The organism is Parabacteroides sp. AF17-3, from assembly GCF_003635445.1.
GTDB lineage: Bacteria > Bacteroidota > Bacteroidia > Bacteroidales > Tannerellaceae > Parabacteroides > Parabacteroides goldsteinii.
Genome location: NZ_QTMM01000028.1, coordinates 24,719 through 43,635 on the forward strand (window position 1 = coordinate 24,719; position 18,917 = coordinate 43,635).

The 18,917-nt window shown below is 43.5% G+C and carries 15 protein-coding genes; 7 read left to right on the top strand and 8 right to left on the bottom strand.

Going from position 1 to position 18,917, the window contains the following annotated elements:
- The first annotated feature begins 97 nt into the window (after nt 1–97).
- Nucleotides 98–2,149 carry a molecular chaperone HtpG gene (gene htpG / locus DWW91_RS26520; protein WP_010803161.1) on the top strand — a complete coding sequence of 684 codons (2,052 nt, stop codon included), beginning with the start codon at nt 98–100 and terminating at the stop codon, nt 2,147–2,149.
- 575 nt (nt 2,150–2,724) lie between these two features.
- On the opposite strand, the gene DWW91_RS26525 is transcribed toward htpG, so the two are convergent.
- Nucleotides 2,725–3,906: a VWA domain-containing protein gene (locus DWW91_RS26525; RefSeq protein WP_122329347.1), complete on the bottom strand. Its 1,182-nt coding sequence runs from the start codon at nt 3,904–3,906 to the stop codon at nt 2,725–2,727.
- A gap of 153 nt (nt 3,907–4,059) precedes the next feature.
- Between DWW91_RS26525 and DWW91_RS26530 the strand changes: the two genes are divergently transcribed.
- The 3 genes from DWW91_RS26530 (at nt 4,060) to DWW91_RS26540 (ending at nt 10,611) form a co-directional block, all read left to right on the top strand.
- On the top strand, nt 4,060–5,757 hold the full coding sequence (locus DWW91_RS26530; protein WP_007656627.1) for a histidine kinase: 1,698 nt from the start codon (nt 4,060–4,062) through the stop codon (nt 5,755–5,757).
- A 107-nt stretch (nt 5,758–5,864) separates the two neighbouring features.
- A complete protein-coding gene (locus DWW91_RS26535) occupies nt 5,865–9,725 on the top strand; it encodes a TIM-barrel domain-containing protein (RefSeq protein ID WP_122329348.1) in 3,861 nt (1,286 codons plus the stop codon).
- 124 nt (nt 9,726–9,849) lie between these two features.
- Nucleotides 9,850–10,611: a LytTR family DNA-binding domain-containing protein gene (locus tag DWW91_RS26540; RefSeq protein ID WP_007656631.1), complete on the top strand. Its 762-nt coding sequence runs from the start codon at nt 9,850–9,852 to the stop codon at nt 10,609–10,611.
- A gap of 13 nt (nt 10,612–10,624) precedes the next feature.
- On the opposite strand, the gene DWW91_RS26545 is transcribed toward DWW91_RS26540, so the two are convergent.
- Nucleotides 10,625–11,503 (bottom strand): AraC family transcriptional regulator, encoded by an 879-nt coding sequence (locus DWW91_RS26545; protein ID WP_007656633.1) that lies wholly within the window; start codon nt 11,501–11,503, stop codon nt 10,625–10,627.
- A gap of 186 nt (nt 11,504–11,689) precedes the next feature.
- Between DWW91_RS26545 and DWW91_RS26550 the strand changes: the two genes are divergently transcribed.
- A complete protein-coding gene (locus tag DWW91_RS26550; RefSeq protein ID WP_007656634.1) occupies nt 11,690–11,914 on the top strand; it encodes a winged helix-turn-helix domain-containing protein in 225 nt (74 codons plus the stop codon).
- A gap of 59 nt (nt 11,915–11,973) precedes the next feature.
- Here the strand turns inward: DWW91_RS26550 and coaW are convergent, their stop codons facing one another.
- Nucleotides 11,974–12,816 (bottom strand): type II pantothenate kinase, encoded by an 843-nt coding sequence (gene coaW / locus DWW91_RS26555; protein ID WP_122329349.1) that lies wholly within the window; start codon nt 12,814–12,816, stop codon nt 11,974–11,976.
- A 90-nt stretch (nt 12,817–12,906) separates the two neighbouring features.
- On the opposite strand from coaW, the gene DWW91_RS26560 reads away from it, so the two are divergent.
- Together DWW91_RS26560 and DWW91_RS26565 are read left to right on the top strand one after the other, a co-directional pair.
- Nucleotides 12,907–13,503: a MarC family protein gene (locus DWW91_RS26560; protein WP_007656636.1), complete on the top strand. Its 597-nt coding sequence runs from the start codon at nt 12,907–12,909 to the stop codon at nt 13,501–13,503.
- 143 nt (nt 13,504–13,646) lie between these two features.
- The gene (locus DWW91_RS26565) at nt 13,647–14,768 is read left to right on the top strand and encodes a tyrosine-type recombinase/integrase (protein WP_224265145.1); all 1,122 of its coding nucleotides are present in this window, start codon (nt 13,647–13,649) and stop codon (nt 14,766–14,768) included.
- Nucleotides 14,769–14,893: 125 nt separating this feature from the next.
- Here DWW91_RS26565 and DWW91_RS26570 read toward each other — a convergent pair whose 3' ends face one another.
- The 5 genes from DWW91_RS26570 to DWW91_RS26585 form a co-directional block, all read right to left on the bottom strand.
- Nucleotides 14,894–15,187 carry an HU family DNA-binding protein gene (locus DWW91_RS26570; protein ID WP_007656638.1) on the bottom strand — a complete coding sequence of 98 codons (294 nt, stop codon included), beginning with the start codon at nt 15,185–15,187 and terminating at the stop codon, nt 14,894–14,896.
- A gap of 3 nt (nt 15,188–15,190) precedes the next feature.
- Nucleotides 15,191–16,159 (bottom strand): hypothetical protein, encoded by a 969-nt coding sequence (locus tag DWW91_RS26575; RefSeq protein WP_122329350.1) that lies wholly within the window; start codon nt 16,157–16,159, stop codon nt 15,191–15,193.
- The gene (locus DWW91_RS27770) at nt 16,134–16,292 is read right to left on the bottom strand and encodes a hypothetical protein (RefSeq protein WP_158599484.1); all 159 of its coding nucleotides are present in this window, start codon (nt 16,290–16,292) and stop codon (nt 16,134–16,136) included. The genes DWW91_RS26575 and DWW91_RS27770 overlap by 26 nt, the downstream gene beginning before the upstream one ends.
- Before the next feature lie 18 nt (nt 16,293–16,310).
- On the bottom strand, nt 16,311–17,096 hold the full coding sequence (locus DWW91_RS26580; RefSeq protein WP_007656640.1) for a fimbrillin family protein: 786 nt from the start codon (nt 17,094–17,096) through the stop codon (nt 16,311–16,313).
- Between the two features lie 96 nt (nt 17,097–17,192).
- Entirely contained in the window at nt 17,193–18,767 is a 1,575-nt protein-coding gene (locus DWW91_RS26585) for an ATP-binding protein (RefSeq protein ID WP_010803153.1), read from the bottom strand.
- Nucleotides 18,768–18,917 lie beyond the last annotated feature (150 nt).

Consider the following 18,917-nt stretch of genomic DNA (forward strand, 5'->3'; position numbering starts at 1 on the left):
TAATAAAGTCAAAATGTCAGATAGAACCTATCTGGCATTTTTTTTGTTTATATCGTAACGTCAAACGAATTATTATAACATTAAAAATATAAACAAAATGGCTAAACAAGGAAACATAGGTGTTACAAGTGAGAACATCTTCCCTATCATCAAGAAGTTTTTGTATAGTGATCACGAAATCTTCCTTCGTGAATTAGTATCGAATGCTGTGGATGCTACACAGAAATTGAAAACCCTGGCATCTGTCGGTGAATTCAAAGGAGAGCTGGGCGACCTGACCGTTCAGGTTAGTTTCGACGACAAGATCATCAAGATTTCTGACCGTGGTATCGGTATGACAGCCGAAGAAATTGACAAATACATTAACCAGATCGCATTTTCCGGTGCTGAAGAGTTCGTAGAAAAATATAAGAACGATGCAGCTGCTATCATCGGACATTTCGGTCTTGGTTTCTATTCTTCTTTCATGGTTTCAAAGAAAGTGGAAATTGTAACCAAATCTTATAAAGAAGGCGCTGTTCCTATGAAATGGAGTTGCGACGGCACTCCCGAATATACGTTGGAAGAAACACAGAAAGACGACCGTGGTACAGATATTATCCTGTATATCGATGACGAAAATAAGGACTTTCTAAATAAAGACAAGATCAGCGGCCTGCTGACAAAATACTGCCGTTTCCTCCCCGTTCCTATAGCATTCGGTAAAAAGCAGGAATGGAAAGACGGTAAATATGTCGATACCGACGAAGATAACATCATCAACGATATCACTCCGGCATGGGTTCGCAAACCGGCCGATATGACTGATGAAGACTATAAGAAATTCTATCGCGACCTGTATCCAATGTCGGAAGAACCATTGTTCTGGATTCACTTGAATGTGGATTATCCGTTCAACCTGACCGGTATCCTCTACTTCCCGCGCATCAAGAGTAACCTCGACCTGCATCGTAACAAGATTCAGTTATACAGCAACCAGGTATTTGTAACCGATTCCGTAGAAGGTATCGTTCCTGAATTCCTGACATTGTTGCACGGCGTACTCGATTCTCCGGATATTCCATTGAACGTTTCCCGTTCTTATTTGCAGAGCGACCAGAACGTGAAAAAGATCTCCAATCATATCACAAAGAAAGTGGCCGATCGCCTGGAAGAAATGTTTAAAAACGACCGTCCTCAGTTCGAAGAAAAATGGGATAGTCTGAAACTGTTTATCCAGTACGGTATGCTGAGCGACGAAAAGTTCTATGATCGTGGTGCCAAGTTCGCCCTTTTGAAAGACGTAGACGGTAAATATTATACTTTTGAAGAATATAAAGCATTGGTGGAAGCCAACCAGACAGATAAGGAAGGCAACCTGATCTATCTGTACACTACGAATGTAAACGACCAGTACAGTTATATCCAGGCCGCTAAAGATAAAGCATACAGTGTATTGATCATGGACGGCCAGCTGGATGTCCATGCTATCAGCCAGATGGAACAGAAATTCGACAAAACCCGTTTTGTTCGTGTGGACAGCGATACGATCGACAATCTGATCCGTAAGGATAACGTTGGTCAGGTTACACTGAATGAAGACCAGAAGAATGCTTTGCAGGAAATGTTCAAAAGCCAACTGCCGAAGATCGAAAAGACCGATTTCATCGTTACATTCGAAGCATTGGGTGAAAACTCTAATCCGGTTATGCTGACCCAGAGCGAATACATGCGTCGTATGCGTGAAATGTCTGCTATGCAGCCGGGAATGTCATTCTACGGAGAAATGCCTGACAACTACAATCTCGTGTTGAATACCGATCACGAATTGGTTAAGAAGGTACTTTCTGAGGAAGAACAGAACTGCGAAGAAAAACTGAAACCGATCCTAGCGGACCTGAAAGGCTGGAAAGCACGTCAGGAAGACCTTCGTGAAGCGCAGAACAAGAAAAAGGAAGAAGAGATTACTTCTGCTGAAAAAGAAGATATGACAAACACGAACCATAAGATCGACGAACTGACTTCGCAACGTAATGCAATCCTGGCAGAATATGCAGGTAGCAATAAGCTGGTCAGCCAGTTAATCGACCTGGCACTGCTTGCCAACGGTATGCTGAAGGGTGAAGCATTGAGCAAATTCATTAAACGCAGTGTTCAGCTGATCGGATAAATAAGTGAGTTACTCACTATGTATAAAATATCATATAAACCGTTCACCCTTCGCCTGCTTGGCATTAATATGTTATTATACAGATTGCTATAGAGGTGAATGATAGGTGAATGATTGATCGAAAAGGTGAAGGGTTGCTTTAAACCCTTCACCTTTTTTGTTTTATATTACTGCACAGTAATAGCCAGGCTATTATGTATTAACTCAAAAGTCTTTTACTTTTATCTCTGGTACAATAAGCTATTGACTTACCGACCTACGTCGTTAAGCTTGTCGACGTAGGTCGGTAAGCATTGCGACGTATATCGGCAAGCTTAATGACCTACGTCAATAAGCAAACAACTACCTTTTCACGCCTTATCTTCCAATAACTCTGAACTTACTTCTTCGGTATGTATTCATTTATATTTCAAAAGGTGAATGGTTTAAAGTAACCGTTCACCTTTTTCTTTATTCATTCATCTACTATTTACCTTTATAGTAATCTATATGACAGTTTGTTACTATTGTAAAGGTGAAGGGTGAACGGTCTTTTACAGAAAAACTATGTAATTGGAACATGTAGAGACTAGTCATCATTCTGCTTCCACCGTATACCCTTTCAGGTTGGCAAATGTCAGGATGGAGCTGGTGATTGCTTTACCCAGATCGTCTCCGCTGTCATCTCCTTCCTTTTTAAGTTGCTCTTCGATATAAGCCTGGCGTTTGATTGCCAGTTCGGCTATTTCTTTTTGGATAGCTGTTCTCTCCTTTTCCTTTTGGGTGATGATGCTCTTTATTTCTTCTGTAGACTTGTTTTGCAGTTCTTGGGGCAGTTCATCCTTTTTGATGCTCGACAAGACGTTTTGGTCTTCTTTCATCTTATCTACCAGGTCCCATGACGTATTTTTGTAAGCAGATCCGGATTTACTTACGGCACGTTCGGCATAATTGGCCGACGATATTGTGCCGGCATTTTTGTCCTGGGCAATCTGATTCATTTTACGTTCTCTCCCGGTAGAGCCATAACTGATATAAGTATCGTTCAACTTATTGTTGCATAGGATGATCTGCGGGTCAAAAGGTGTTTTGATGGCACGGACAGTCGCATCGGCATTTATATTGAAGAATTTGCCGTTTCCTCTCAAAGCGGCATCCTTCCAATAGTCACGGACACCGATTTCTTCATCACCGCAATGGATTGTATTAACAAATATATTTTTCTTCAAGGCATCGGCAATAGCCGTTTTGTAAGAGACAGAACCCTGCGTAAACTCTTCATTGCCGGCAATATAGACCAGTTTCATATCCGCTTCGTTTTGCCCCCACTCCAACTCTTTTACTGCCCGCTGGATGACTGTACCGCAATACTCTTCGCTTCCGCTGGTTGTCAGGGCGAATAATTCTTTCGAGATCAGGTCGAGATCGACTGTCAACGGGGTTATTTGCCGGATATAATCACCTTTATACAGCATATAACTGCCATATTCGTATAAGGCAATCTCTATTTCCGGTGTCTCTCCCTTATATTTCAGCGTCGTGAGTGTATTGACTATATTCCACAGACGGGATTTAGCCTGTTCGATCAGTCCCTGCATGCTGCCGGAAGTATCCAGCAGGATAGCAACCTGTATTTTCGTCTTTTTGGCAGTTACGGCATTTGTGACCAGTGTACTGGCAGGCTCTGCATTCGCCGTTACGTTTCTGGCTTCCAGTATGCAGCCTATTGATGTTGTTAATGCTGTGAATAAGACACATAGTAGAATAATTCTTTTCATATTCGGAATTTTTTTAATAGGTTTATGGCTCAAAAATAGAATGTTAATAATTAAGATTCCGGGAAGAATGTGTGAACCGGCGTTTTGAGTTGGTGAAATATAGGATATAAATGTTTTACTTATATTTACTTTACAATCTCAATAAAACATGATATGAACAGACTGATTATATATTTGACAATATGGCTGCTAACAGGTCCCTGCATAACAATGACAGCACAGGATTCCGTTCCTCCTGTCTATCAAAACAGTGCCAGAAAAGCAGTGATGAAACTCTCCACGTCACTGGAAAGCGGAAAGTCGGATTATTCGGTTGCGACGGATTATGAAGCACTGGCAAAAACACTCATGATACAGGGGGAATACGAGAAAGCAATGAATTATCTTATCAGTGCCCGCCAGTTGTTTTACAAAATCAAAAACAATGAAAAGATAGCACGGGTTGACCGTGAAATGGCAAGGATACAGGAGATACAAGGGAAGATACAAGAGGCTATTTTAAGTTATGGCAATGCCGCCCACCTGTCACAGGACACTAATTTTATTGAACTGAATACGAATGATGTGAACCGGTTAAAGAATATCTCAAACCCAGTTGCACAATCTCCTTATATACAGCGAAATATTGAATTACTGAACACCTCCTACAAACCGGAACAACAGGAGGATCGGGTCGCCGCCTTCCATCAGATGGCAAATGTCAATCTGGTCATGGATAATAAGGAAGCCGCCATAGGTAACCTGAACAGCATATTGTCTGAAGTGAAGGACAAACCGGTAGAAACCATCAAGGTACAAAGAGAAATTGCCAAAGTATATGCCGCCGATAGCCAACAGGTAAAAGCTCTCGCCTCCCTTCAGCAATCCTATGATATGGCGTTGAAGGAGGGCCATACGATAGAGGCGAAGAAAAGCCTGGAACAGCTGGTCGAGCAATACAGGAAAGAGAACCAGCAACGGAAAGCCTTGGACTTATATGCAGACTTTATGGAAAAACTGGAACCGCTGGTTAAATCGGACAGCACACTGATAGACCAGAAATTCTTTCAGGCACATGAAGCCCGTATCGCCCAGTTGGAGAAAGAACGTATCCTGAAAGACGAACTGATCAGAAAGAAAAACACCTTCAACTATGTACTGATCGGCTCGATTGTCCTGATCCTTATTTTTCTCGTGTTTATCGTCAAAGCCTGGTATTCCATCAGACGGAAGAATAAAAAGATAGCCCTCCAGTCGTTGCGCCGTGAGATGAATCCTCATTTCATCTTCAATAGCCTGAATAGTGTGAATCAGTTTATTGCCCAGAATAATGAGTTGGAGGCGAATAAGTATCTTTCCTCCTATTCCCGCCTGATGCGAAATATAATGGAAAACTCCAATAAAGACTTTACGCCGCTCTCGACGGAGCTCGAACAATTGAAAGAATACCTCGATCTGGAACACATGCGTTTCAGCGATAAGTTTGTTTACGAGACAGATGTGGATGAATCGCTTGACACCGACCATATATCTGTGCCTAACATGCTGATACAACCCCAGTTGGAAAATGCGATCTGGCATGGCTTACGGTATAAAGAGTCCGGTGGCCTGCTGAAACTGTCCGTAAAGCCGGAAGGCAATAGTCTTTGTGTTAAAATCGAAGACAATGGGATCGGACTGAAAAAAAGCAACGAGCTTAAAACCCGGCACCAGAAAGAGCATCATTCACGCGGCCTGACTAATACCCGTGAGCGTATCAACCTATTGAACAGCTTGTACGGTATGCATATCACGATCGAAATTACTGAGAAGGAAGGAGATGATGAAGATACAGGCGTGATCGTCCTGCTCAGATTCCCCCTTATTGTCTGATTGCGCATGAAGTTTTGTTATAGGATATATTTATTATTTTTTGCTAATGATAATTATATCCTGTAAGTTTGTTGCTTAAATCATTTATTCGTTAAAACAACATCAACATGAATGACACTATTAGAAAAATGAAACAAAGGAAAGTGCTCATACTCGCTTTGGCCTTCCCCTTGTTTTCACCCTTATCCATGCAAGCCATACAAAGAGCCGACAATGTATGTATGGAAATACAGCAGGATAAGAAAATTGTCGGTGTGAAACAGATCAATCCTACGACTGTTGAACTCCTGTTCTCCGATAATCAGAGAATGGCCTTTGACTTTTATGGAGAGAACATCTTCAGAGTATTTCAGGACGTCAACGGAGGGATCATCCGTGACCCGGAGGCCAAACCGGAAGCACAGATCCTGGTCGATAACCCGAGAAAACCGGTATCTCCGTTAACGCTGAAAGAAGATAATAAGACTATTTCTATCAGCACCAAAGAGATCAGACTGGAACTGGATAAAAGCACTTCCCTGTTGAAGGTGACCAATCTGGCAACAGACAAAGTTGTCCTGGAGGAGGTAAAACCTGTTCTTTATGATAAGGGAAAAACAATCCTTACCTTAAAGGAAAATCCCGGCGAATACTTCTATGGCGGTGGTGTACAGAACGGGCGCTTCTCGCATAAAGGAAAAGCGATCGCTATCGAAAACCAGAACAGCTGGACCGATGGCGGCGTTGCCTCGCCTGCCCCCTATTATTGGTCTACCAATGGCTACGGTTTTATGTGGTACACCTTCAAACAAGGTAAATATGATTTCGGTGCAGCCGAAAAAGGGACAGTAATATTGTCACATGATACCGATTATCTGGATGCGTTCTATATGGTCAATGACGGTGCCGTATCCCTGTTGAACGATTTCTATCAGCTGACAGGTAATCCGGTTTTATTACCGAAGTTCGGTTTCTATCAGGGACACCTGAATGCTTATAACCGCGACTACTGGGTGGAAGACGAGAAAGGTATCCTTTTTGAAGACGGCAAACGTTACAAGGAAAGCCAGAAAGACAATGGCGGTGTAAAAGAATCCCTGAACGGCGAAAAGAACAATTACCAGTTCTCCGCCCGTGCCGTGATCGACCGCTACAAGAACCACGATATGCCGTTCGGCTGGTTATTGCCAAACGACGGTTACGGTGCCGGATACGGACAGACCGAAACATTGGACGGGAATATCCAGAACCTGAAAAGCCTGGCTGATTATGCTCATAAGAACGGTGTCGAAATCGGACTTTGGACACAGTCGGATTTGCATCCGAAACCCGAAATCAGTGCCTTGTTACAGCGTGATATCGTAAAAGAAGTGCGCGATGCCGGTGTCCGTGTTTTGAAGACCGACGTGGCTTGGGTAGGTGCCGGTTATTCATTCGGACTGAACGGTGTGGCTGACGTAGGTCATATCATGCCTTATTATGGTAACGATGCGCGTCCTTTCATTATCTCCCTTGACGGTTGGGCCGGTACGCAACGTTATGCCGGTATCTGGTCGGGCGACCAGACAGGCGGCCAGTGGGAATATATCCGTTTCCATATCCCGACTTATATCGGTTCGGGATTATCCGGACAACCGAATATCACTTCCGACATGGATGGTATCTTCGGCGGAAAGAACCTGGCAATGAACACACGCGATTTCCAGTGGAAGACCTGGACGCCGATGCAGTTGAATATGGACGGTTGGGGTGCCAATGAGAAATATCCGCATGCCCTTGGCGAACCGGCAACATCTATCAACCGCTGGTATCTGAAAATGAAATCGGAGTTGATGCCTTATGCCTACAGCATTGCAAAGGAAGCAGTAGATGGTAAGCCGATGATCCGTGCCATGTTCCTGGAATACCCGAATCAGTATACTTATGGTAAAGCAACCGAATATCAGTTCATGTACGGACCGTATTTCCTGGTTGCCCCTATCTATCAGGAAACACAGGCAGATGAAAAAGGTAACGATATACGCGACGGCATTTATCTACCGGAAGGAACCTGGGTAGACTATTTTACCGGAGAAAAATATGAAGGCAACTGTGTTGTCAACAATTTTGCTTCTCCGTTATGGAAGTTGCCGGTATTTGTAAAGAGCGGCGCCATCATTCCGATGACTAACCCTAATAATAATGTTACCGAGATCAATAAGAACCTGCGCGTTTATGAAATTTATCCGGACGGTAACAGTTCGTTTACTGAATATGACGACGATGGCACGACACAAGCCTATTTGAAAGGTGAAGGTGTAACGACCCGGATCGAATCGGAAGTAGGCAGTAAGAATAATGTAACGATTACAATCCGGCCGGCAGTAGGCAGCTTTGACGGTTTCGTAAAAGATAAAGCAACCGAACTCCGTATCAATGTTTCCGAAATGCCGAAAAAAGTGGCTGCCAAAGTTGGTAAAAACAAGGTAAAGCTGACGGAAGCCCGTTCGATGGACGAATTCCTGAAAGGTGAAAACGTTTATTTCTATGATGCAACACCCAACCTGAACAAGTTTGCAACGAAAGGAAGCGAGTTTGAAAAGGTAACGATCACTAAGAACCCGCAGTTATTGGTAAAGCTCGCTTCTGCGGATATCACAGCGAACGAAACAAGCATCAGCTTTGAGGGTTACAAATTCGATATGGGTAACAGCCACCGTGTTTCGACCGGTACACTGGCCGCTCCTGTTGCACAGGTTACAGATGAAAACCTGGAAGCCTATTCATTGAAACCGACCTGGAATAAAGTGGCAGGTGCCGACTTCTACGAAATTGAATTCAACGATATGTTGTACACGACTATCAGAAATACAGAATTGTTGTTCGACGGACTGGAAGCCGAAACTGATTATGCCTTCAAGATTCGTTCTGTAAATAAGAACGGTTATTCCGATTGGTCTTCCTTCAATGTGAAGACGAAATCGAACCCGCTCGAGTTTGCTATCAAGGGAATCCGTGGTGAAGTGACTGCCGAAGAACAGGGTGGTTTCGAAATCTTCCGTTTGTTCGACTTTGCTGAACTGGGAGACATGTTCCATACGAAATACCGCAAGAATGCTATACCGTTCGATATGATCATCGACTTGCGCACGGTTAACCAGCTGGATAAATTCCATTATCTGTCACGTCAGGACGGCGGTAACGGAACAATGCTGAGAGGTTTCGTCTCTTACAGTATGGATAAAGAAAACTGGATACCGGTCGATTCCTTCAAGTTCGAACGCAACGGTGATGTGAAGATATTCGAATTCAAGGATAAACCGAAAGCCCGCTACATCAAACTGAATGTAACGGAAGGTGTCGGCAATTACGGTTCAGGCCGCGAATTGTACGTCTTCAAGGTACCGGGAACAGAAAGCTACCTGCCGGGCGATATCAACAACGACAAGAAGATCGACAGCAATGACCTGACTTCTTACATGAACTACACAGGTCTGCGTAAAGGTGACAGCGACTTCGATTATGTAAGTGCCGGCGATATCAATCAGAACGACCTGATCGATGCTTACGATATATCCGTCGTTGCCACTCAACTGGATGGCGGCATCGAAGAACAGGATACTGCAAAAGTAGCCGGAACGATCGGGATCAGCGCACCTAAACAGTCCTACAACAAAGACGAGATCGTGGAAGTCAAGGTAACAGGTACAGACCTCAAAGCGGTTAACGCATTGAGTTTCGCTTTGCCGTACGACCAGCAGGATTACGAATTTGTCGGCATAGAACCGTTAAACCTGAAAGTCATGGAGAACCTTACTTACGACCGTCTGCATACAAATGGTCAGAAGGCCTTGTATCCTACTTTCGTTAATCTCGGTGACAAGGAAGTCTTGGCAGGTACAATCGACCTGTTCATCCTGAAGCTGAAAGCAAAACGCAAAGTCAAATTCAACCTGAAGGCCATCGATGGCATACTGGTTGATAAAGACCTGAATATGTCTAAGTTCTAAGAACTTGCCATAGATAAAATTCAGAATCCCCTGTTTCGGTATAATTGTCCGGAACAGGGGATTTTTTTTATGGCTTAAAATAGTATCTTTGTCTGAACGATATATAAAACGGAAGACTCTGAATATGGAAATGCTACAGAAAATAAGAAGCGTCATCGTTGAAGATGAATCGGCTGCCCGTGAGGCATTGAAGAATTATCTGGCAAAATACTGTCCGGTCATCGAAGTGGTCGGAGAAGCCCACGACTGTAAATCGGCCGTCCCTTTACTCCATGAACTGGAACCGCAATTGGTGTTTCTGGATGTGGAAATGCCCTACGGCAATGCATTCGACGTATTGGAAGGATGTAAAGACCTGTATTTCGAAACCATATTTGTCACCGCCTTTTCTGAATATTCACTCCGGGCGTTGAACCAGAGTGCAGCTTACTATCTGCTGAAACCGGTCAGCATCGAAGAACTGATCCTTGCCGTAAATAAGGTACAGCAACACATCGTCAACCGGGAGATATTCAATCGCAATCAGATTCTGATTGAAAACATGCGCGAGCCGAAACCGGAGAAGCGCCAGGTGATCCTCCCTACTCTCGAAGGATTTGAAGTGATAAAGATGGAAGATATCATCCGGTTGCAGGGAAACGGAAATTTCACCGACATCTATTTGAAAGATAAAAGCAAGAAGATGGTCTGCCGTTTTCTGAAATATTTCAGCGAGATATTGCCGTTCCCGTTTGTCCGTGTACACAAATCACATATAATCAATCTTCATTGTGTCAGGTCATACCACAAAAACTCCGGCGGTTACATCGTCCTGGAAGATAATACGGAGATAGAAATATCCTCCAGCTATAAAGATGATTTTCTCCGGTTACTGAAATCGCAGTGAAAAAAGTTACAGTTTAACTGTTGCGGTACTCCTGTGGTGTCATGCCGGTATGCCTTTTGAAATATCTGTTGAAGAACGACATATTGTTGAATCCCAGCGAAAAGGCAATCTCCTTGATCGGAAGTTCCGTTGATTTCAGCTGTGCTTTAATGTCCATCATAACAATGGCGGTTATTATTTCGAGCGCCGTCTTTCCTGTTTCCTTTTTTATGGTCGAACAAAAATGGGAAACGGTAACACCCAGATGTTCCGCATAAAAAGCAACGCTCCGTTGTTTCGTATAATTCGACATGACCAGTTTGATAAACTCACGGCACATCACTTTACTGCGTGAATGCAATGCGCTTTTCCACTTGCCGTGATTCTTATACAATTCGGCCGTACCTTGCATAAAAATAGTGAAAACGGATTTAATGATCTCCTTATTCTCCAGCGTACAAGGCAATGAATAAGCATGGATCAACGGTTTGAAGATATCCTGATATAACTGTGAAAGATCTTCCGATAAACAGATGACCGGATTCTCAGCCAGTATAGGAAGTAACCGTACGGTTGTTAAGACCAGGTTATTATTCTCCATGAAATCCTGCGAAAAGCAGGCGTAGAAGAAATGAGCATCCGGAGAAACGTCATTGAGCTGGACGAAACTGTCCGGCGTTAATGTGATAAAATCATCTTTTTTGATTGTGTATTCAGACAGGTTGATTGTAGCATGGACAGAACCTTCTACACAAAATGCAAAAAGCACTGCTTTCATTTTACATGAAAAGCGCACGTAGCGATTCAGCATGTCTCCGGTGATATTGTCGCCTGCAATAAAATCCGTGGGAATGTCAAATATTTGTATGTTTGCCTCCATATTGTCCTGATAAATGATTTTCAAAGATAGCATATTTGAGTTTTCTACACCAATAATCGCAAAAACAGGACATAGAAACCCAATAATAGGTATTGATCGTTCCGTTCAAATCTATGTACTTTGCAAAAGTTTAAACAAAGAAAGAAAAAATGAACCGAAAGAGTTCTCTTTTGTTTTATTCTAGAAAGAGGACATGTATTATCTAATAAAATTATAATTATGGAACTAGAGAAGATCGGAGAAAATGCCGGCAAAGTCTGGCATGTGCTGAATGAAGGAAGAGAGTTGACAATACCAGAACTGAGCAGACGGATTGACCTGAGCCACGAAGATACCACCTTAGCAATCGGATGGCTGGCCAGAGAAAACAAAATTTACATACAACGTAAAAACGGGCAGATATTGGTAAGCAACGGAATACAACAAGGACTATACTTTGGATAATATATCATCAAAAGCGTCAGTAAGGTTCATATGCCTGCTGACGCTTTTTTATTATCCGGCTATTTTATCTCCTGATGTTGCCGGTTATTAATATAGGTCAGTGCCGCACCGATCGCCGTCCGGTATTCTGCATATTCCGGTATCAGGAAATGCCCCCCGTACATTTCTTCCAGCCGGGGAAAAATACTTTCACATTGCGGCAATTTCGTCAGATTCCCGATCAGGACGTAATCATGTATGTCGCTGTTCAGTGCAGCAAGGATCACTGATTGCCCGATGCATTGAAGTACCATGTAAATAATACCCAACGCTACGTCTTCCTGCGAAGAATTGGCTCCCGCCTTTCCGAAAGTAGAGGCTGTCGCATCCAGAGGCAGTCCGGGCAAAGGTATATTACAGATATCCTGGATTTGCAGGTTTATAGTCGTTATATCTCCTTTCAGGGCCAGCTTGACAATCTGGTGAAAATCCTGCGTTTTAAGTAGCAGGCGGGATAACCCCAGTATGGAACCCCCACCGATCCCTATACCGCCGATATGTTCGATCAGTGGACCGTCCACTTTTACAAACGAAGTCCCCGTTCCCATACTGACAACGATCAACTTATCCAGCTGCGTCAGATACTGTGCCCCGAGTCCGTTAGCCAGAAATTCATCTGTTTTGGCTGTAGGCAAACCATAGAGCGGCTGATTGATGTATGCACTGCCCACACCGGTGAGCATCACTTTCTCTATGTCGGAAAGGGGAATATCATTCTCATATAAATACTTACCGAAAGCACCAAACAGCGATGTTACCGGGTCGGTTGCCTTGACAAACATGGGATTCCGGATCTCCTTATCGTCGATCCCCACTATTTTGGTAGTGCTCCCTCCTACGTCTATACCAATTACTATGCCCATAATTTTTTTGTTAATATCGGATTCAAAGATACGTGTTCTTACTGAAAATTAGTACCTTCACAGATAATAACTTTAAATGGAGGACCGGATATGTTCGCAGATTTTAATTTTCAACAGATGATAAGTGCTTTCATCGTACTGTTTGCCGTAATCGACATCATTGGTTCCATCCCCATTATCATCAATCTGAAGGAAAAAGGAAAAGACGTGAATGCTTTAAAAGCAACGGTTATATCTTTTATCCTGATGATCGGCTTCTTTTATGCTGGCGATTTTCTCTTGAAACTATTCCATGTGGATATCGAATCGTTTGCTGTGGCGGGTGCATTCGTTATTTTCCTGCTGTCGTTGGAAATGATACTGGATATCGAGATCTTCAAGAATAACGGACCGATCAAGGAAGCCACGCTGGTGCCTCTGGTCTTCCCCTTGCTGGCCGGTGCCGGTTCGTTTACAACCCTGCTTTCATTGAGGGCAGAATATGCCAGTATCAATATTGTAGTCGCTTTGATACTGAATATGCTATGGGTATATTTTGTGGTGCGTATGACTAAGCAGGTGGAACATCTGCTGGGAAAAGGCGGTATCTATATCATCCGTAAGTTTTTCGGCATTATCCTGTTGGCTATATCCGTCAGGTTGTTTACAGCCAATATCACTCTGTTGATTGAAGCGCTGCACGAGTAAAAAGTTACTATAATAAGGATATTTTCAGATCCTTTTTCATTCAATTCAGCTTGATAGTCAAACTATCTTGTTTTCTTTTTGTTTCTATATACCGGATATTTTATTGAATTTACTTGCATTTTTGCCGAACTAAATCAACAATTATGATGGATATAGAATTTAAGCAGATTTATCCTCCGTTACGCGATTGCGTAAATCGCCTGATCGAGCGGAAGATACAAGCAGGCAGGGACAGGACCGCTGCCAATTACCGAAGTGCATGGAACAAGTTTGTGGCCTACAAAGGTCGTAAAGTAAGGGAACTGACTATTGCAGACCTGACGGCAGGGTTGGTACAGGAATTTGTCATGTGGCTGTTGCAGGATAAGAAATCAAGAAATGATGAACTTAGTCCCGGCAGCCAGGACTTTTACCTGCGCAATCTGAAAGCGATCTATAATAATATAAAAAAAGATCTGCATTATCATGATCCTGCCGGAAATCCTTTTGCGGGACTGCATATCACAGTCCCTTCCACCCGTAAACGGGCTCTTCCCGAGCGTGACATCAAGAGGCTGGCCCGTCTCGATCTGTCTGACAGACCGGAGCAACTGGAGGCTCTTCATCTTTCCCTTTTTCTTTTCTATGCCCGCGGCATGTGTTTCGTAGATGCCTATAAACTGGAACAGGACAATGTGCATTACGGATATATCCAATATAACCGTAGCAAGACACAGGCTGTCCTACAGGTAAAGATCACTTCGGAAATGCACCATATCATGCAGTTGTACAAACGGAAAGATTCTCGCTGGGTATTCCCGTTCCTGCACGAAAAGCTGGTTGGGAAAGGTGTATTGACGGCTCAATCGTCTTTACATCGTGTGAACGAGTATCTGAAAGAGATCGGTGACAGACTGAACCTTCCTTATCCCCTGACCACTTATGTGATGCGCCATAGTTGGGCGTCGCTGATGCTGGAGTCGGGTTCGGAGATAGGGGTTATCAGCCAGTCGCTCGGTCATATGTCTCTGCAAACGACACAAATATATCTGGGGCAGTTATCCAAATCAAAGATGGATAAGGCCTCCGAAGATATGCTGGATCATCTGGTTCGTGGTAGCCGGAAAAAACAACTTCAGGAACCTTCCGAACCCGTACCCGCGCCCCCTGCCCCAGTATCAACCCCTCCTGTTGTAGTCCGGCAACCCCAGCCTTCTTCTGGTAGCAGATGGAAGAATGTACTGACGTCGCTGGCAACGCGGTTGCTGATGTTTGCAACAAGTTGATAATATAAAAGTGTCAAAGGAGGTATGCCATAACCTTGTTTTGTCATGGCGGACTTGATCCGGGATGACAGGGCAGTGAACTTTGGTATACCTCCTCTACTTTTGCAGCCTCTCTAATGTAGACTTCAATCTTTACGTTTTCCTTTACTATTCAGATATTCGAGCAAGCCTTTGCCCGGTTTGAATTTTACACTGTTACGCGATGGAATGGTTACCGGTATGCCTGTTTTGGGATTCCGTCCCGGCCGTTCGCTTTGCGACCATAATGTGAAGGTTCCGAACCCCTGACTGACCATCATCCCTTCATCAATAAGGGCATCCGCAAGTATATTTTCGTAAGTACCGATAAACGTTAGAGCTTCTCTCTGTGAGATAGATAAACGGGCAGCAATTCTTTTAGCAAATTCAATCTTATTCATAACTTAAAAATCAACAATGATATTTTTTATTACATCTACTTCATCAAAAATAGCCACATTCCCATCGGTGATCTCTACACGCACGTCGGCACTGTTGGGACCGGCAATCCTGAATGTAATGTCATAAGAATAATCGCGGGCTATGTTATAGTCGTTCGTGAAGTTTCCTCCCAGGTAAAAAGTATATTTCACTTTTACACCGTCGGTATGTGATGGATCATATTTGTAAATACCGGCCAGTTCAATATAAGTACATCCGGCTAACTTGTCGGACTCACTTCCCGGACCATTTTCTTTCTGATTCTTTCCCTGCTGGGTGGCAGTAGGATAAGTTTTTTCATTTGTCCCTGCTGCCCTATAGGTTGCCATATTTTGAGGAAGGTTATATATTTTAACGGTTGCATCGCCACTTGTTTCATCCAACGCAAAAAGGCCGGGAGAGACAGATGTGATATTCACTTTTATTTTAGCAAAAGTCCTGAACATCTGCGCCCTCACTTTTATCACACCTTCGTTCGTCGGGGTATAATAAAATGGTTCGGATGTTAGTAGTTTGGGAGATGTTGTCACAAATGGCTTTCCCGAAGTTCCTATAGGCACAGTCTTTGCTTTTAGGTCGCTTTCAGTTATCTTTGCCAACTCTTCTGCTGTCAGCGAATACATAGCATCATCACTTCCTTCATTTGTCAACATAGCCCTGCTTCCGTTCGCAATCACATAAAAGAGGCTATTGTCTGCTGTAAATTTGCTTATATCCGTATCTCCTCCCGTTTTTAGATTGACAATCAGGCCATCCTGATTCTCGTCTGTGGATTTAGAGATGCCGGACTGAGGAACATAAAGCGCTTTTAGACAACTACCGGTACTTTTATTATCATCGTCGTTTACCTTAAACTGAACGATCCATACATTCTGTACTTCTACACCGCCTAAAACAGGCTTCGTGTCACCCTGTTCCTTTTGTTTCCACATGGATAGACTCCGGCATGCTTAACTGAATATATAACTGCCTTGTTTTTTCCTGCAAGCCATCTTTTTCGCAGCCGCAGAAACATATGCAAAAGAATAACAGGGATAATATCCCTTTTCCTTCTATCTTTTTCATTTCTTTTCCTCCTTTTTATTATTTGCCGACTTCGTCTGTTGAAAATTTTACAGTCGTATATTCCAGAATAGCCAGTGAAAGATCTGTCGGTTCCTGGTCTCCGAAGAATGTCAACGTGAATTCGAACTCGTATGTCATTCCCGGAAGGAATGACTTATAAACCTTTGGCCTGTAGGGGAATATTTTATGCGTCAGTTTACCATTTTTCATATAACCTATATTCAGATTGAGTTCGAACTCCAACGGATCGGTTCCTATCAATGGCAGTATCACTAAAGGTGTTGTATTTTCACGACCGGCTTGTACATTATCATTGTTGCCATTAGAGAAGTCTGTCTCACCCAATCCGGCAGTACCTGTTTGTGGAACAGTTTCACCATTGTACCAGACCGTTTCCCCCATCTGATAGGATAAATTACAGGAGAGCTTAGTAATATTTACTGATGAAACAGCTAATGTTGATACGGAAACCGGTTGGGTACGATTCGCTTGTACCTTTATGACCACATTCGAGCAAAGCCGTGTAAACGGTTCAGGCAAGGTAACCGACATCATGTTTTCGCCAGCCGATGTCGGTTGGACAGAGATGCCTTTGAGGTTTGAATACATAAAATCTTTGCCGTTGGATACTTCGATCAGATTCTTTGCCCCATTAGCTGTTGGATAAAAATCCTGACTATTATAGGATACCAGGTAAATATCATATTCTCCGCGGTAAAGAGTCAAGCCTATATCATCGGCAGCCACAGCAGTACCGGCCTCATTGACTACATAGTCACCCGATCCTATCGGTGAACCATACATATAGGATACGGTTTGTGCCTTTGCGATCCCGTGTCGGGCACGGGAACGGGATAGCTCATTTATTTCTATATTTTCACCTGCCGCGAACCCCGCCTATCAACAGAAAACGGCTTTCCATTCACCGATATTGCGGTCTTCTTTGTTGAAGTCGGCGCCGACTTTGACTAACTGGCGGCCATCGACTGTGTATGGGATCAGATAGCCTTTGTCGTCGATCTGTTGGAGGGCTTTGTCTACCGAACCGTCCAGTTTGAATTCGAATACGTAGATGTAGTCGGTTGTTTTTACCACTGCATCCGCACGCCCTCGGGCACTGCGAACTTCGGCTTCTATATATTGCCCCAACAGTTTGAAGACCAGATAGAAGATTATCTGGTAATGCTGTTCGGTCCGGTCGTTCAGTTCATAGGGAATGTCTGCAAAGAAAGCACGCAGCCGTTCCATAAATGCATCGACATCACCGGCACGCAACTCCTGGCTGAACTTACCGATATAAAACGGAGCATTCGCTTCCGATAAAGACGTATAATACGGTGTGATAAAGTTTAACCATCCATATTCCACTTCGGCATTCGGATAGCCAAGACGGAAAAAGTTGAATTCTGAATCATAATCTTTGATCGTCAGATACCCACTCTGATAAATGATCGGCACCGGGTTCTGAAAATCCGCCCGGTAGTCGGTCAGTGCAGCTGCCGGCACTTCTATGCCGTCCAGTTGGCGCAGATCGTAGTCTGTCTTTTTCAGCATATCGACCAGCATCGTAGGGGTTCCCGTAGCAAACCAATAGCTGCTGAAACGTTTCTGTAGTAATGCATTCAATACACTGAAAGGGTTAAAGATACCCTCTGTCCGGAACTCCGAGAAATGATAGCCGTCGTAACGTTTCGTCAGTTCATTTACTGTTTGTTCGTATGTCAGCTTGTTCATGGCGGCAAGGGCAGCCAGTTCGGGTTGAAAGTCGCGTTCGATTTCTACCTTTGTCATACCGCAAACCGTTGCATAATCGGGAGCCATACTGATATCTATCAGTTGGTTCAGGTTACTGAAAATACCTAGTTGCGAGAACTTTGTCACTCCGGTGATAAATACAAAACGCAGGTAGCGGTCAGCATCTTTCAGGACGGTGTAAAAGCCGGTCAGCATTTCGCGGTAAACGTTGTGCAGGTCATCATTAAATAATGTACGTAACAGAGGTTTATCGTATTCGTCGATCAGGACGACTACCTTCTCCCCTGTTTTCTCACAGGCTTGTTGGATGATTTGCATGAAACGACCTTCGTAATTAGTTGATTCCTTCTTTTTTGTGATTTCATATTTATCTTCCCAAGCAACCAGGTGATCATCCAGTATTTGTTCCAGGCTCTCTTTCGTTTCGTAGAATTTCGCATTGAGACTCAGATGAAGCACCGGATACACTTTCCATTCTTTCTCCAGTTGTTCGATAGCCAGTCCCTTGAACAGGTCTTTCCGTCCGAGGAAATAAGCTTCGAGCGTGGAAAGCAGCAGGCTTTTACCGAAACGGCGCGGGCGGCTCAGAAAATAAGGTTTGCCGGTCGTTACCATTTTGTAAACCAATGCAGTCTTATCTACATATAGATATCCGTCTTCCCTCAAAGAGGTAAAATCCTGTATCCCTACCGGGAGTTTTCTGATCGGTGTTGTTTCCATGTCTCTGTTGTTTTTAAGCACGAACACAAAGATAAGAATAATATGCTAATGTTGCATATACCAATGGATATAGTAAATAGTTTGAGATTTGTCTAAATTGCCACATTGGCATATTACCCATTGGCTCATTATTTCTTTTCTCTTTATCAA